Raw genomic sequence first — 14,302 nt, forward strand, 5'->3', positions numbered from 1 at the left:
AAGGTCACCGTCAACCTCGGCGGCGGCGACGAACTCACCTACGACACCGGCGCCAAGACCAGCACCGGCACCCGCTACTACGCCCTGCCCGGCGGCGTGACCCTCGTCCGCCAGGGCCCGACCAGGCTCACCTACCAGCTCGCCGACCAGCACGGCACCGGCACCCTGTCCATCGACTCGGCGACCACCGATGTCAACCGCCGCTGGACCGATCCCTTCGGCGTCCTGCGCGGCTCCGGCAGCGGCACCTCGTGGGCGGGCGACAAGGGCTTCGTCAACGGATTGAAGGACGACGCGACCGGCTTCACCAACCTGGGCGCCCGCCAGTACCAGCCCGGCACCGGCCGCTTCCTCAGCCCGGACCCGCTGATGCTGGCCGACAACCCGCAGCAGTGGAACGCGTACGCCTACAGCAACAACGACCCGGTGAACAACACCGACCCCACCGGCATGGCGCTGGAGGAGTGCGCGAGCGGATTCGCCAAGTGCTCCAACATGGGCACCGTGGTGGACACGACGCAGGACGGGCCGAACTACCAGCGGATCGTGGACGAGATCAAGAGGGCGGAACCGATCCGGAGGGCGGGTTACGTCAAGTTCGTCGAGAGGAGCCTGTCGAAGCCCCTGCCGAACCCCAACCGGGAGAAGAAGGTGCCGACTGCCCCCGCAGGGCCGGGGGGCGTCATCGTCGGCCACTCCACGAGGGAGGTCAGCCACGACGCGCAGCCCACCGTCGACTACAGCGTCGGAACCGACTTCGGCTCGGCCGAATCGCTGGACCCGGTGGTCCTGGGGATCTCCACGACGGAGGCGACCCAGTTGAGCAAGCAGGTCACGAAGAAGAACACCTTCTCCCACAGCAACAAGGTCGACGGAAGCGTCAAGTTCAAGATCGGCGGAGTCGAGATCGGGGCGGACACCGAAGCCAACTGGGAATGGGGCTCGGAGGACACCACGCAGACGACCGAGGGGAAGACCGACTCGGTGACGGTGGACCAGAAGGTGACGCTGCGGCCCACCGTGCTCCACCAGTTGTACGGCAAGTCGCCCATCGTGACCCGACGGCTCTACGAGACCACGTACTACTACGACGACGGGAGGACGGCGACCAAGACGTGGGGGACCGTCTACGTCAGCAGCTGGACCCCGGTCCTCTACCAGCCCGGGGCACAGGTGCAGGACGTCAAGGAGCCGTAGCAGTGCCGGGCCGATCGTGGGCCGGCACCGCATCACAGAAGGCCGAAGGAGGAGGATGAGCCGTGTGAGGGGTGTCACCGGGAGGCTTCGCACCGTTGTCGCGGGCCTGGCGTTCAGCGCCTGCGCGTGCACCACGGTGTCCGGGCAGGCCGGCGCCGGCGCCGGGGCGACTCCCACGCCGACGCCGACATCGACGCCGACACCGACGGTGTCGGACCAGGCGGCCCGGTCGGACCAGGTCAAGCAGTTGATCCTGGGGACAGCCAAGGAGAGAGGGACGGCACCTGTCGGTGACGCGTTCACGGAGCTCCGGTTCAGCAACGGCTACGGGCCGGAGCTGATCTGGCAGGCGGAGAAGACCGGTGACATCTGCACGGCTTCGGACCGGGTGCTCGCCCGGGGCTGTGTCCCGCTCGCGGAGATCGCCAAGCGGCCGACTCCGGGAGTCGGCACCTTCGTCGGCGCGAGCCTGTTCGAAGGCAGCTGGTCGGTGCTGCTGATGGCCGACGGTGAGACGGTCGATCACATCTCCTGCCAGGGTCGGGACTTCCCGGTCCGCGCCGGGTACTCGATCCCGGTGGACGGCGTGCTCCACACCGTCTACACCGTGGCCGTCCCCAGGAACCTCCAGGGCCGGTACCACGTGGCCGTCCAGCGGGACGGCGGGTCGGCCGAGGAACGCCTCGACATCACCATGGAGAAGGACTACGGCAACGTTCCCGTGGAGTGCTGAGCGGCTGAGCGTGACCCGGCGGTGCCCCGCCTCCCGGTCAGGGAGGCGGGGCACCGCCCTTTCGTCTGCCGGGTGGGGGTGGGGCCAGGCCCACCCCGGTGTGGGGTGCAGGTGGATTCTGCGGCCGGCCCGGTGTCCCTAGATTCGATCACGAGCCGCCTCCGGGGCGGGTGGTGGTGAGACGGGGGAGGACACCGTGCGGGGATCGGTGCAGCCGGCGCTGCGGCTGTCGGGGCTGCGGAAGCGGTTCGGGGCGCACGTCGCCGTGGACGGGGTGGACCTGGTGGTGCCGAGCGGCTCGTTCTACGGGCTGGTCGGGCCGAACGGGGCGGGGAAGACCACCGCGCTGTCGATGGCGGTCGGGTTGTTGCGGCCGGACGCCGGGAGTTCGGCGATCCTCGGGGTCGACGTGTGGAGCGACCCGGTGCGGGCCAAGGCGCTGGTGGGGGTGCTGCCGGACGGGATGATGCTGCCGGAGCGGCTAAGCGGCCCCGAACTGCTGTACTACCTGGGGCGGTTGCGCGGGCTGCCGGGTGCGACGGTGGACGCGCGGGCGGCGGAGCTGCTGGCCGTGCTGGAGCTGGACGGGGCCGGGGACACCCCGGTGATCGACTACTCGACCGGGATGCGCAAGAAGATCGGCCTGGCGACGGCGCTGCTGCACGCGCCGCGGCTGCTGGTGCTGGACGAGCCCTTCGAGGCGGTCGACCCGGTGTCGGCCGCGACGATCCGGGCGATCCTGCGGCGCTTCGTCGCCTCGGGCGGGTCGGTGGTGTTCTCCAGCCATGTGATGGCGCTGGTGGAGCAGCTCTGCGACCACGTCGGGGTGATCGCCGGGGGCCGGGTGCTGGCGGCCGGGCCGGTGGACGAGGTGCGGGCCGGGCGGGGGCTGGAGGACGTCTTCGTCGAGCTGGTCGGTGGCCGGACCGGTGGGGAGGAGGGGCTGTCGTGGCTGGCGTCATGAGGTCCGGGGGTGTCGTGGATCCCGGGGGTGTGCCGAACCCCGCAGGTGTGCCGAACCCCGCCGCCGTGCTGACCGGGATGAAGCTGGCCGTGCTGCGGCGGTCGATGTCCGGCCCGCGGGCCGCGAGCCTGATCGCGGGCGGGGTGTGCGGCGCCCTGGCGGCGGTGGGCACCGCGCTGCTGGGCCTGGTGGACTTCCCGGTGCCGGAGGCCGGGGTGGGCACGATCGCCCTGGTGCTGCTGGTCTGGACGGTCGGCTGGGCGGTCGGGCCGACCCTCACCGGCGGGGACCCGACCCTGCGGCTGTCGTACTTCGCGCTGGTGCCCCAGCCCCCGTGCCGGCTCGCGCTGGGCCTGCTGGCCGCCTCGTTCGTCGGTGTCACCCCGGTGGTCGCCCTGGTCGCCTTCGCCGTGCTGGTGGTGTTCGGCGCCGGGCTGGGGCTGCTGCCCGCGCTGGTGGCCGTGCCCGCCATGCTGCTCCAGCTGCTGTTCGTGGTGGTGCTCGCCAAGCTCGGCGTGCAGGGCCTGGGCAGGGTGGCCCGGTCGCGGCTGGGCTGGGAGCTGTCGGCGCTGCTGGTCGGCCTGGTGTGCGGGTTCCTGAACACCGGCTGGTTCGGGATCGCCTTCTTCCTCGAGCTGCTGGGCGGCCACTGGGCGCCGACCGTCGGCACGCTGGTGCGCGTCCTGCCCTCCGGCTGGTCGGTGGTCGCCGTGGACGCCGTCCGGCGCTCCGACTGGGCCCTGGTCGGCGCCTGCCTGGGCGGACTGCTCGCCCTGTGCGGGCTGCTGTTCGCCGCCTGGACGGCCCTGCTGGCCCGGCAGTTGGTGCGCGGTACGGCGGGCGGTGGACGGCCCGCGGTCCGTCGGCGCGGCCGCCCGCGGCTCCTCCCGGACACCCCCGGGGCCGCCGTCCTCGGCAAGGAGCTGCGCCTGTGGGTGCGCGACCCACGCCGGGCCCGCTTCCTGCGGATCGCCCTGTGGACCGGCCTGTTCACCGGCCTGCTGCCGGTGCTCGGCGGCTTCCCGACCGTACTGCCGTGGATGGGCGTGGTCGTGGCGCTGTACGCCGGCGCGCTCGGCTCCAGCCTGTACGGGCTGGACGCCGGCGCCCTGTGGCTGACCCTGGTCGCCCCCGGCGCGGAGCGGATCGACGTCCGGGCCCGGCAGTCGGCCTGGCTGCTACTGGTCGGCCCGGCCGCGCTGCTGCTCACCGTCGGCGGGACGGTCGCCGCCCCGAACGGCTGGGCCTGGCCCTGGCTGCTGGCCGCCCTGCCGGCCGTGCTCGGTGCGGGGGCCGGGCTGGTGCCGCTGATGTCGCTGCTCGGCCCGGCACCGTTCCCGGACCGGCCGGGCGGCAACCCGCTGGACGGGTTCAGCGACGAGAGCGGCGACCAGGTCCGGATGCAGAGCCTCGCCGTCCTGCTGCTCCAGCTGTTCGCCGCGCTGCCGGCCACCGGCGTGGTGCTGGCCGGGACGCTGCTGCACAGCGCGCCGCTGCGCTGGGGCGGGACGGCGGTCGGCCTGGCCACCGGGCTGCTGTACGCCTGGTGGTTGGGCCGGGCGGCCCGGCGCCGGCTGGAGACGCGCGGGCCGGAACTGCTGGACGTGATGCGCAAGGGCGTCCGTCGGGCGGCCGGGTCCGCGGACCGCTCACCGGAGGAGCAGGACCTGCTGGACCGCATCTCCCGCCGCCGGACCGCGGCCGCCGGGCTGCTGGTCACGGCCGGGGTGCTGAGCACGGCCCCGCAGGGCGGGGTGGCGCTGGCCATGTCGCTGCTCGCGCCGGCCGATCGGAGCTGGTTCCTGGCCCTGTACCTGCCGCCGGCCTGGCAGGTGCCGGTCGCGTCGGGGTTCATCCTGTTGGGGACGGGGTGCTTCGTGGGGGTGTACCGGCTGATCCGGGCCAAGCAGGCGGCCGAGCGGGCAACCGGCGGGTGAGCCGGGCCGGTTGCCGGGCTGCCATCATGATCGTCCAGCACAGCACAGCAGGGCACAGCACAGCACAGCAGGGCACAGCACAGCACAGCACCGCAGGGCACAGCACAGAACCGTCGAGCCGACCGGAGGCCCACCCCGTGAGCACCCCGCAGTCCCGAGGCGCCGAGGCGCTGCGCACCGCCCTCCGGGCGCTCGGCCGCCTCGCCGTCTTCACCCTGCTGATCCCGGTCGGCGCCGTGCTGGCCGTGCTCTTCCTGGTCTCGTTCCTGCTCTGGGTCGGTGTCGGGATGGTCCCGCTGTTCCCGGTGACGACCCGGGTGGTCCGCTCCGCCGCCACCGCCGCCCGCTGGGCCTCCGGCCACTGGTCGCAGGTGCCCGTACCGGTGCCGTACGTGCCGCGCCCGGCGCTGGAACGCACCCTGCACGGCTGGTTCTGGACCGGCCACGACTACCACAAGAACCGCTGGTTCGCGGGCTTCGCGCTCAAGCTCCGCTGGCTCTGGAACGACCCGGCGACCTGGCGGGACGCCGGCTGGCTGCTGGTCGACCCGCTGATCGGCGGCGGCATCGCGGCCACGCCCGTCCTGCTGACCGGCTACGGCCTGTACGGGCTGGCGCAGCCCGTACTGCCCGAACCCGGCCCCGGCTACGGCCTGTTGCCGCTGCCCGGGCTGCTCGGACCGCTGCTCGGCCTGGTCCTGGTGCCCGCCGGTCTCGCCCTCGCCGGGCCCGCGCTGCACCTGCACGGCCGGTGGACCCGCTCCCTGCTCGGCCCCACCGAGCGCTCCCGGCTGGCCCATCGGGTCGAGCAGCTCACCGAGATCCGGCTGGACGCCACCGAGGCCCAGGCCGCCGAGCTGCGCCGGATCGAACGGGACCTGCACGACGGCGCCCAGGCCCGGCTGGTCGCCGTCAGCCTGCGGCTCGGCGCGGTGGTACCGCTGATCGACCGGGACCCGGAGAAGGCGAAGCAGGTGGTGACGGACGCTCAGGAGAACGTCACCCAGGCCCTGCAGGAGCTGCGCGACCTGGTGCGCGGCATCCACCCGCCGGTGCTCGCCGAGCGCGGCCTCGCCGAAGGGATCCGGGCGCTCGCGCTGGACGTGCCGTTGAAGGTCGAGGTCCGGGCCGAACTGCCCGGCCGGGCCGAGGCGCCGGTGGAGTCGGCGGTGTACTTCGCGGTCAGCGAGGCGCTCACCAACGCGGTCAAGCACGGCGACGCCCGGCACGCCACGGTGGAGCTCACCCACGCCGCCGGACTGCTGCGCGCCGAGGTCGCCGACGACGGCCGGGGCGGCGCCGACCCGGAGGGCGGCAGCGGCCTGCGGGGCATCCAGCGCAGGCTGGCGGTGTTCGACGGTACGCTCACGCTGACCAGCCCCCCGGGGGGCCCGACCAGGCTGATCATGGAGCTGCCGTGCGTGTTGTCCTCGCCGAGGACCTCGTCCTGCTGAGGGACGGACTCGAACTCCTGCTGAGCGCCCACGGCCATGACATCGTCGCCGCCGTGGAGAGCGGGCCGGAACTGTCCGCCGCGCTGGCCGAGCACCGCCCCGACATCGCCGTGGTCGACGTCCGACTGCCCCCCACCTACTCGGACGAGGGCCTCCAGGCCGCGCTGGCGGCCCGCCGCGAACAGCCCGGACTGCCGGTGCTGGTGCTCTCCCAGCACGTCGAGCAGCTCTACGCCCGGGAGCTGATCGCCGACGGCGCGGGCGGCGTGGGCTACCTGCTCAAGGACCGGGTCTCCAAGGCCGACCAGTTCGTGGACGCCGTCCACACCGTCGCGGCCGGCGGCACCGTCATGGACCCCCAGGTCATCACCCGCCTGCTGGCCCGCAACGCCTACGACGAGCCGCTCGCGATGCTGACCCCGCGCGAACGCGACGTGCTCGCGATGATGGCCGAGGGCCGCTCCAACGCCGCGATCGCCCAACGGCTCCATTTCAGCGAGGGCGCGGTCAGCAAGCACACCTCCAACATCTTCGCCAAGCTCGGCCTCGGCGCCTCCGACGACGACAACCGCCGCGTCCTGGCCGTACTCGCCTACCTGAACGGAACCCGCCCGGAGTAGCCCACGCAAAAGTCGCCGGGCCCGACTTCCGGTGCGGGGCCCGGGCGCAGAAGGTCGGGCCGGCCTCTGACGGGGGTTCTCGGCCGTTGGGCGTGGGAGGTCGGCGGGCCCGACTTCTGGTGCGGGGCCTTGTGTCGCTGGGCGTGGGAGGTCGGCGGGGTGGCCTCTGATGGGGGTTCTCTGCTGTTGGGCACGGAAAGTCGGTGGGGTCGACTTCTGGTGCGGGGCCGGGTTGGACTGGCGGGGCCGGAGGGTTGGTTGGGCTGGCGTTCTGCTGTTGGGCGCGGAAGGTCGGTGGGGTCGACTTCTGGTGCGGGGCGCTTTTGTCGCTGGGCGCGGGAGGTCGGCGGGCTGGCCTGTGGGTGGGCCTTCGTGCCGTTGGGCCTGGAGGTCGGCGGGGCTGAGTTCTGGGGTCGGGGGTCGGTTGGGTGGGCGCGGGAAGTCGGTGGGGGCGACTTTTGGTGCGAGGGCGGTGGGGGTTGGGGGTGGGGCGGGCGTCGGTACGATCGCCGTATGGGTGGTGCGAAGGACGAGGCCTGGGACGCGGATGCGGCCGAGCGGGCGGTGGCGGTGCTGAAGGCGGTGGCCGATCCGTCGCGGTACCGGCTGCTGTGGGCGTTGAGCCGCCGGGAGCTGCCGGTCAGCGAGCTGGCCGAGCTGTTGGGTGCGCACGTGGCGGCCACCTCGCAGCACTTGGCGAAGCTGCGGGCGGCGGGGCTGGTGGTGGCTCGCCGGGAGGGGACGCGGATCTTCTACCGCGCCACCGAGGTGCGCGGGCTGCTGACCGAGGCCGCCGTGATCGCCAACGACCTGCCGGACCGCAGCGGTGGCGACGGCGGTGGTGGTGACGGTGGCGCGGCCCCGGCCGCCGACACGGCGGAGCAGCCCTTCGCCCGGGCCGCCCGCGCCGCCCGCGCCGTTCGGGGGGTGCGCCGCCGCCCGGCGACCGGCCCGACGGGCTGAGCCGGGGCACTTCCCGTCCTACGACCCGCCCTACGACCCGTCCTCGCCGCCGCCGTTGCGGATGACCTGGGCGCGGTGGAACAGTTCGTCGGTCTCGGCGGCGAGCACCCCGCCGAGCAGCAGCTGCGGATAGTAGAAGGACCCGGCGGCCTTGGCCACGGCGACGGCGGACAGGTCGATCTGGTCGAGGCCGGTGCGGCGCAGCCCCTCGATCGAGGTCGCCCACACGACCTGCCCGATTCCGGCCCAGGCGCAGGCGCTCATGCACATCGGGCAGGGTTCGGCGGTGGTGTACAGGGCGGTGCCGCCCCATTCGGGGCTGCCGTAGGGCTGCCCGTAGTCGTCGATGGCTACCATCTCGCCGTGCTGGGTCGGGGTGTCCGCCGAGGCGGTGCCCCGGGCCACCACCCGGCCCGAGCGGACGATCACCGCCCCGAAGGGGTAGCGCTCGTTCCTGCGCCCCTCCTCGATCGCCGCCGCCATGAAGTGCTCGTGGCCCTGCGGCGCAGCGGCGGCCGCGACCGGCGCCGGGTACGGCGCGAGCCCCACCGCGCCGACCGCGCCCATGAAGTGACGCCTGATCAGTGTCACGGTGTGCTCCGTCCGGTCGGCGTAAGGGAGTTCCACGGCATTGTCCCCGCCCTACGCCTCCTCCGACCGGTATTCCTGCCGGGCCGCGTCGTAGCCGAACAGGCCCGCGTAGCGGCCCCAGTCGGTGGCGGTCTCCAGCTGCCGGTCGACCTGTTCGCTGGTGTAGTGGTGGGCGAGGAGGTCGCGGAAGAAGCCGGCGCGGACGGTGGCGCCGGGTTCGCCGCCGAGGCTGTTGGCGATCAGCTTGACCAGGGGGACGTCGAGGGCGGCGCCGGCGAAGAGGGCGCGGGAGTCCTGGACGTCGGCGCGGGCGAAGGCGGTGCCGTCCTCGGTGAGCAGGAGGTCGTCGCCGTGGATCTCGGCGAAGCCGAGCAGGTCGAGGGCGTCGACCTGGGGGAGCATGTCGTCGATGTCGAGGCCGAGTTGGTCGGCGAGGTCGGCGAGGTCGCAGCGGCCGGCGCGGTGGGCGATCATCTCGGCGAGGCCGGAGAGGCCGTCCACGCTGGCGCTGGGCAGCGGGGTGTTGGCGACGGTCCGGCGGTCAGGGCGGTTCGGGTCGGGGCCGTCCGAGTCGGGGCCGTCCGGTTCGGTAAGGCCCGGCTCGGTACGGCCGGGTTCGGGCCGGCCGGCGGCCCGGGGGTCCTTGGGCCGGCCGGTCATGATCCGGTAGACCCGGTCGACGAGTTCGTCGAAGGCGGCGGAGTCGCGGTCGCGCGGCCGTTCCAGGTCGACCTCGACGGTCTCCCGGATGGTGCCGTACGGGCGGGAGCCGAGGACCACGACGCGGTCGGCCATCAGCACCGCCTCCTCGATGTTGTGGGTGACCAGGACGACGGCGCGGGTGGGGAACTGTCCGGAGTCCCACAGCTCCATGAGTTCGCCGCGCAGGTTCTCGGCGGTGAGCACGTCGAGCGCGGAGAACGGTTCGTCCATCATCAGCACGTCGGGTTCGACGACCAGCGCCCGGGCGAAGCCGACGCGTTGGCGCATGCCGCCGGAGAGCTCCTTGGGATAGGCGTTCTCGAAGCCGGTCAGGCCGATCAGGTCGATGGCCTGGTCGGCGGCCCGGGCGCGCTCGCGCGGGGGCACCCCACGGGCCTCCAGGCCGAGTTCGACGTTCTGCCGGACGGTCAGCCAGGGCAGCAGGGCGAAGGTCTGGAAGACGAGCGCGGTGCCGGGGTTGGCGCCGGTGAGGGGGGTGCCGCGGTAGCGGACGGTGCCGGAGCTGGGCGGCAGCAGGCCGGCCAGGCAGCGCAGCAGGGTGGACTTGCCGGAGCCGGAGCGGCCGAGCAGGGCGACGATCTCGCCGGCCCGGACGGTGAGGTCGATCCCGGAGAGTACCGGGAGTTCGCCGTCGGCGCCGGCGTAGGACTTGGTGAGGCCGACGGCCTCCAGCAGGGTCGCGCCGTCCGCCACGGCGGGCTGGGCCACGGCGGGCCGGGCGACGGCGACCGCCGGGGCGGGGGCGGGGCGGGAGGAGAACGGGAAGCGCATCGGGGGAAACCTCACTGGAGCGAGTAACGGCGCTCGGCCAGCCGGTACAACCGGCGCCAGACCAGGCGGTTGAGGGCGACGACGTACAGGCTCATCACCGCGACCCCGGCGAGCAGGTGCGGGTGGTCGCCGCGTTCGGTGGCGCGGGCGATGTACGCGCCGAGGCCGGTGGCGGTGAGGGTGGTGCCGCCGAAGGCGACCACCTCGGAGACGATGGAGGCGTTCCAGGCACCGCCGGAGGCGGTGATGCCGCCGGTGACGTACGCCGGGAAGATCCCGGGGGCGATCAGCCGCCGCCAGCGCTGGAGGCCGCGCACGCCGAGGTTGTCCATGGCCTCGCGCAGGTCGCTGGGGATGGCCATGGCACCGGCGATGGCGTTGAACAGGATGTACCACTGGGCGCCGAGGGCCATCAGCAGCACGCCGCCGAGGTCGATCGACAGGCCGGTGCGCAGCAGCAGCCAGACCACCAGCGGGAACAGGAAGTTGGCGGGGAAGCTGGCGAGCACCTGGACCAGGGGCTGGGCGATCCTGGTCAGCCGGGGGGAGAAGCCGATCCGCACGCCGATCGGCACCCAGACGACGGTGGCGACCGCGACCAGCACCACGACCCGGGCCAGGGTGGCGAGGCCGAGCAGCAGGGGTTCGCCGAAGACGCCGAGGCCGGTGGTTCCGGCGAGGTAGCGGCCGAGGTCGACCAGGCCCCAGAGCACGATGCCGCCGGAGACGACGGCGAACAGGAGGTCGCCGGTGCGCTGCCGGGCGCGGCTGACGGCGAGCGGCCGGTCGTCGGTGCCGAAGACCCGTCCGGCCCGGTTCAGGGCCCGGCCGAGGGGGCGCAGCACCCGGCCGAGCAGGCCGGGCAGCCGGGAGCGGCGCAGCAGGGCGAGTACGACGGAGCGCTGCACCTCGGTGGCCTCGGACTGCTCGTTCTTGAAGCGTTCGGCCCAGGCGGTGAGCGGCCGCCAGAACAGGAAGTTCACGCCGAGGACCAGGACGGCCATGGTGGCGATAGCCCAGCCGACCCGGCCGAGGTCGCCGGCGGCGATGGCGGCGCCCGCGTAGGAGCCGACCCCGGGCAGGGCATAGCGCTGGTTGTCGACGCTGATCGCCTCGGAGGCGACCAGGAAGAACCAGCCGCCGCCGAAGCTGAGCATGCCGTTCCAGACCAGGCCGATCATGCCGGAGGGCAGTTCGACCTTCCAGAAGCGCATCCACCGGCTGAACCGGAAGGAGCGGGACAGCTCGTCGAGTTCGCGCGGCAGCGAGACCAGCGAGTGGTAGAAGCCGAAGGTCATGTTCCACGCCTGGGACGTGAAGATGGCGAACACGGCCGCGCACTCCAGGCCGAGTTCGGAGCCGGGGAACAGGGCGAGGAAGCCGGTGACGGCCACGGTCAGGAAGGCGAGCACCGGCACCGACTGGAGGATGTCCAGCGCGGGGATCAGCACCCGTTCCAGCCGGCGGCTGCGGGCGGCGGCGTAGGCGTAGCCGAAGGTGAAGCCGATCGAGAGGACCAGCGCGGCGAACATCCGCAGCAGCGAGCGCGCCGCGTCGTAGGGCAGCCGGGCCGGGTCGGTGTCCACGGCGGCGTCGCGCGCGGTGGAGAACCGTACGGTGGTGCCCTGTCCGACCCGCAGGGCGAGGTAGAGCAGGACCAGGACGGCGGCGGCCACGACCACGTCCGCCCAGCCCGCCCGGGCCAGGCGGCTCGTCCGGGGCGGCAGTGGGCCCCGGGACGGGCCCGGGGCGGACTTCGGGAGGGACGGGAAGGACATGGCGGGGACCTCCGGCGCGCAAACCCGGGCAGTCTGCTCCCTACTGACGTCCGTACGCAAATGAACCCGCGCCCGGCCCGCCGCTCAGGCGGCCCGCTCCTCGATGCCGAGGTAGCGCCGGACCCGGCCGCCGTCGGCGGCGAACCAGCAGCCGCCGCGGCCGGTCAGCGGCTGGGGCTCGGGGATCTCGGCCATCGGCAGGACGTCGCCGTGGAAGGCGCGTAGCAGGGCCTCGCTGCCGGGCGGCGCGGAGAGCTGGACGTGGTCGAGGGCCGTGATCACTGCGGCCTCCTATCGGGTCTGCTGCCGGGCCGCGGTGACCAGCAGCCGGGCGGTCGGGGTGGGCAGGCCGAGGTGGTCGGCGATCCACTGGGGGTCGTGCCCGTGGGTGGCGAACACCCAGGCGGTGTAGAGCCGGTTGAGGCCGGGGGCGTCGGGGCCGAGCAGGAGCGGGCGGACCTGCTCCATCGGGAAGTCGTCCAGCACGGCCGAACGCGGCTGCGGGACTTTGGAGTTGAGTGTGGCGTTGGTGGTCATGACGTTCCTCCCGTGGACCCCGGGGCGGGCGGGGTGATGGGGGCGCGCAGCAGCGAAAGTCCTGCGGGCGGGCACGGCGAAGCCGCGGGCGGGGGTGAGCAGTGCGGACGTGTCGTCGGACGCAGTGCTGACGCACCGTCTGATGTGCGCGCAGGGAAGGTTGTTACCGCATGCCGGAGGTGTACGAGGACAGGCGGGGGCGGGGGCTACTGTGGCCCGGACTACTGCAATCCATGTCTCTCGCCTCCTCCCGGTCGGCGCACCCCGTGGTGCGTGTCATCGACGCGGCAAGGAGTTCGCCGGCGCGCGGAACGGCCACCGGTTCACCCCAACTCGTCAGAGCTTTGGCACTCCACGGCGTGTCCGACCCGCCCGGGCCGGAAGCCACTTCGGATCAACCCTTAGGTCGGGAAGATCTGTCCTAGCCCTGGGCGTCTCTCGACGTCGTCGGATCAGTGGCCTGTGTCCGTGAAGAAGCCTCACCGAACGAGGTGCCTTCTTCAAACCTCCAGAAGCATAGACCGGCGAGAGCGCGATACTTGCGTACTTGGTAGAACCTTTACCTTTAGCGAGGCGTGACAGCCGTCCGGGTGACGCGGGTTTGGGCGCGACGTGACGACGGAACGACTTCCCGCCGGATCCGTACCCGCACACGCAGCTGAGGGGTGGCATGGCGACCGCAGGCTCCCAGACCGCAGGACCTCCGGGGGCTCCCCGGCGAGCGAGGGCGCTGGCGCTCGCCCGGCGCCCGAAGCTCTGGCTCTTCCCCGGTGTGCTGTGCGCCCTGGTGGCCGCACTGCTCTCGCTGCTCTACCTGGGCGGCATCGTCAACCCGAGCGGTCACCTGCACCGGCTGCCGATCGCCCTGGTGAACGCCGACCAGGCCCCGCCCCCGCCCGGCCAGCCGGTCAACCTCGGCACCCAGCTGGCCCGCGCCGTGGTGGCCGGGACCCCGGACGACACCGTCCACTGGCGCCAGACCGACGACGCGGGCGCCCGCGACCTGCTCGCCGCCGGCAAGGTCTACGGCGTGCTGCTCGTCCCCGCCGACTTCACCGCCACCGTCACCGCGCTCGCCACCGGCGGGGCCACCCACCGGCCCACCCTCACCGTCCTCACCAACCCCGGCCTGGGCAGCCTCGGCTCCTCGATCGCCGCCCAGATCGCCCAGAACGCCGCCCACCAGGCCTCGGTCGCGGCCGGGCAGCGGCTGCTGGCCGCCGTACCGGCCCAGGGCGGCCCGGGCACCCAGGGCCCGGACACCGGCGCCACCGCTCGGCTGCTGCTCGCCGACCCGTTCGCCGTCACCACCGTGGTCGGCCACCCGATCGGCAGCCACAGCGGCCTCGGGCTGAGCGCCTTCTACTTCACCCTGCTCGCCGTGCTGACCGGCTTCATCGGCGGCAACATCATCCACAACGGCGTCGACACCGCGCTCGGCTACAGCGACAGCGAGATCGGCCCCTGGCACACCCGCCGCCCGACCGTCCCGATCAGCCGCACCCAGACCCTGCTGCTCAAGATGCTGATGACCGCCGGGATCATGCTGGTCACCACCTCCCTGGTGCTGCTCTGCGCGGTCGGGATCCTCGGCATGGACGCCCCGCACCAGGCGCTGCTCTGGGTGTTCGCCTACTGCGCCAGCCTCGCCGTCGGCCTCGGCGTGCAGGCGATCAACGCCGCCTTCGGCGGGATCGGGCAGCTGGTGTCCATGTTCGTGTTCATCGCGCTCGCCCTGCCGTCCTCCGGGGCGACCGTCCCGCTCCAGGCGGTGCCCGGCTTCTACCGCTTCCTGGCCGTCTTCGAGCCGATGCGGCAGCTGAGCGACGGCATCCGGGCGATCCTCTTCTTCGACGCCCGCTCGGACGCCGGGCTGGCCCGCGGCTGGGTCATGATCGCCGTCGGGGCGGCGCTGGCCCTGGCCTTCGGCTTCGGGATGACCCGCTACTACGACCGCAAGGGCCTGCACCGCTGGACGCCCCAGCCCTCGGAGTAGCCACTCCTCGGGCCTGGTGACGGTCGGGCCCTGGTGAC

At 73.2% G+C, this 14,302-nt stretch carries 12 protein-coding genes, 1 pseudogene and 1 riboswitch; of the genes and pseudogenes, 8 read left to right on the forward strand and 5 right to left on the reverse strand.

Features of this window, described 5'->3' with window-relative positions:
• From AB0F71_RS31960 to AB0F71_RS31990, 7 genes are all read left to right on the forward strand, one after another.
• Positions 1–1,197: RHS repeat-associated core domain-containing protein (locus tag AB0F71_RS31960; RefSeq protein WP_360241819.1), on the forward strand; the 1,197-nt coding region annotated here is incomplete at its 5' end.
• Positions 1,198–1,252: 55 nt separating this feature from the next.
• Positions 1,253–1,930: a hypothetical protein gene (locus AB0F71_RS31965; RefSeq protein ID WP_360241822.1), complete on the forward strand. Its 678-nt coding sequence runs from the start codon at positions 1,253–1,255 to the stop codon at positions 1,928–1,930.
• 196 nt (positions 1,931–2,126) lie between these two features.
• On the forward strand, positions 2,127–2,894 hold the full coding sequence (locus AB0F71_RS31970; RefSeq protein WP_360241825.1) for an ABC transporter ATP-binding protein: 768 nt from the start codon (positions 2,127–2,129) through the stop codon (positions 2,892–2,894).
• A 29-nt stretch (positions 2,895–2,923) separates the two neighbouring features.
• On the forward strand, positions 2,924–4,831 hold the full coding sequence (locus AB0F71_RS31975; protein WP_360241828.1) for a hypothetical protein: 1,908 nt from the start codon (positions 2,924–2,926) through the stop codon (positions 4,829–4,831).
• 137 nt (positions 4,832–4,968) lie between these two features.
• A complete protein-coding gene (locus AB0F71_RS31980; protein ID WP_360241830.1) occupies positions 4,969–6,285 on the forward strand; it encodes a sensor histidine kinase in 1,317 nt (438 codons plus the stop codon).
• A complete protein-coding gene (locus tag AB0F71_RS31985; protein WP_360241833.1) occupies positions 6,249–6,905 on the forward strand; it encodes a response regulator transcription factor in 657 nt (218 codons plus the stop codon). The genes AB0F71_RS31980 and AB0F71_RS31985 overlap by 37 nt, the downstream gene beginning before the upstream one ends.
• 513 nt (positions 6,906–7,418) lie before the next feature.
• The gene (locus tag AB0F71_RS31990; RefSeq protein WP_360241836.1) at positions 7,419–7,868 is read left to right on the forward strand and encodes a metalloregulator ArsR/SmtB family transcription factor; all 450 of its coding nucleotides are present in this window, start codon (positions 7,419–7,421) and stop codon (positions 7,866–7,868) included.
• Positions 7,869–7,898: 30 nt separating this feature from the next.
• Here the strand turns inward: AB0F71_RS31990 and AB0F71_RS31995 are convergent, their stop codons facing one another.
• The 5 genes and pseudogenes from AB0F71_RS31995 to AB0F71_RS32015 all read right to left on the reverse strand — a co-directional run bounded on the left by AB0F71_RS31995 (position 7,899) and on the right by AB0F71_RS32015 (position 12,268).
• The gene (locus AB0F71_RS31995; RefSeq protein ID WP_360241839.1) at positions 7,899–8,459 is read right to left on the reverse strand and encodes a nucleoside deaminase; all 561 of its coding nucleotides are present in this window, start codon (positions 8,457–8,459) and stop codon (positions 7,899–7,901) included.
• A 51-nt stretch (positions 8,460–8,510) separates the two neighbouring features.
• Positions 8,511–9,953, reverse strand: a complete 1,443-nt coding sequence (locus AB0F71_RS32000) for a nitrate/sulfonate/bicarbonate ABC transporter ATP-binding protein (protein ID WP_360241842.1) — start codon at positions 9,951–9,953, stop codon at positions 8,511–8,513.
• A gap of 11 nt (positions 9,954–9,964) precedes the next feature.
• Complete coding sequence (locus AB0F71_RS32005; protein ID WP_360241845.1) at positions 9,965–11,731, reverse strand: ABC transporter permease subunit; 1,767 nt, start codon at positions 11,729–11,731, stop codon at positions 9,965–9,967.
• A 96-nt stretch (positions 11,732–11,827) separates the two neighbouring features.
• Positions 11,828–12,013 (reverse strand): annotated as a pseudogene (locus tag AB0F71_RS32010) (glyoxalase); the annotation flags it as partial.
• Between the two features lie 9 nt (positions 12,014–12,022).
• On the reverse strand, positions 12,023–12,268 hold the full coding sequence (locus tag AB0F71_RS32015) for a hypothetical protein (RefSeq protein WP_360241847.1): 246 nt from the start codon (positions 12,266–12,268) through the stop codon (positions 12,023–12,025).
• A gap of 320 nt (positions 12,269–12,588) precedes the next feature.
• Positions 12,589–12,766: riboswitch (M-box (ykoK) riboswitch) on the reverse strand.
• A 172-nt stretch (positions 12,767–12,938) separates the two neighbouring features.
• Between AB0F71_RS32015 and AB0F71_RS32020 the strand changes: the two genes are divergently transcribed.
• Complete coding sequence (locus AB0F71_RS32020) at positions 12,939–14,264, forward strand: DUF3533 domain-containing protein (RefSeq protein WP_360241850.1); 1,326 nt, start codon at positions 12,939–12,941, stop codon at positions 14,262–14,264.
• The last annotated feature ends 38 nt before the right edge of the window (positions 14,265–14,302 follow it).

The organism is Kitasatospora sp. NPDC028055 (assembly GCF_040637885.1).
In the GTDB taxonomy this organism is placed as follows: Bacteria; Actinomycetota; Actinomycetes; order Streptomycetales; family Streptomycetaceae; genus Kitasatospora.

What these genes read in the sequence shown, in the direction of transcription:
- AB0F71_RS31990 (WP_360241836.1), top strand. Translation starts at nt 7,419, where the DNA reads ATGGGTGGTGCGAAGGACGAGGCCTGGGACGCGGATGCGGCCGAGCGG.
- AB0F71_RS32005 (WP_360241845.1), bottom strand. Translation starts at nt 11,731, where the DNA reads ATGTCCTTCCCGTCCCTCCCGAAGTCCGCCCCGGGCCCGTCCCGGGGC.
- AB0F71_RS31965 (WP_360241822.1), top strand. Translation starts at nt 1,253, where the DNA reads ATGAGCCGTGTGAGGGGTGTCACCGGGAGGCTTCGCACCGTTGTCGCG.
- AB0F71_RS32020 (WP_360241850.1), top strand. Translation starts at nt 12,939, where the DNA reads ATGGCGACCGCAGGCTCCCAGACCGCAGGACCTCCGGGGGCTCCCCGG.
- AB0F71_RS32000 (WP_360241842.1), bottom strand. Translation starts at nt 9,953, where the DNA reads ATGCGCTTCCCGTTCTCCTCCCGCCCCGCCCCCGCCCCGGCGGTCGCC.
- AB0F71_RS32015 (WP_360241847.1), bottom strand. Translation starts at nt 12,268, where the DNA reads ATGACCACCAACGCCACACTCAACTCCAAAGTCCCGCAGCCGCGTTCG.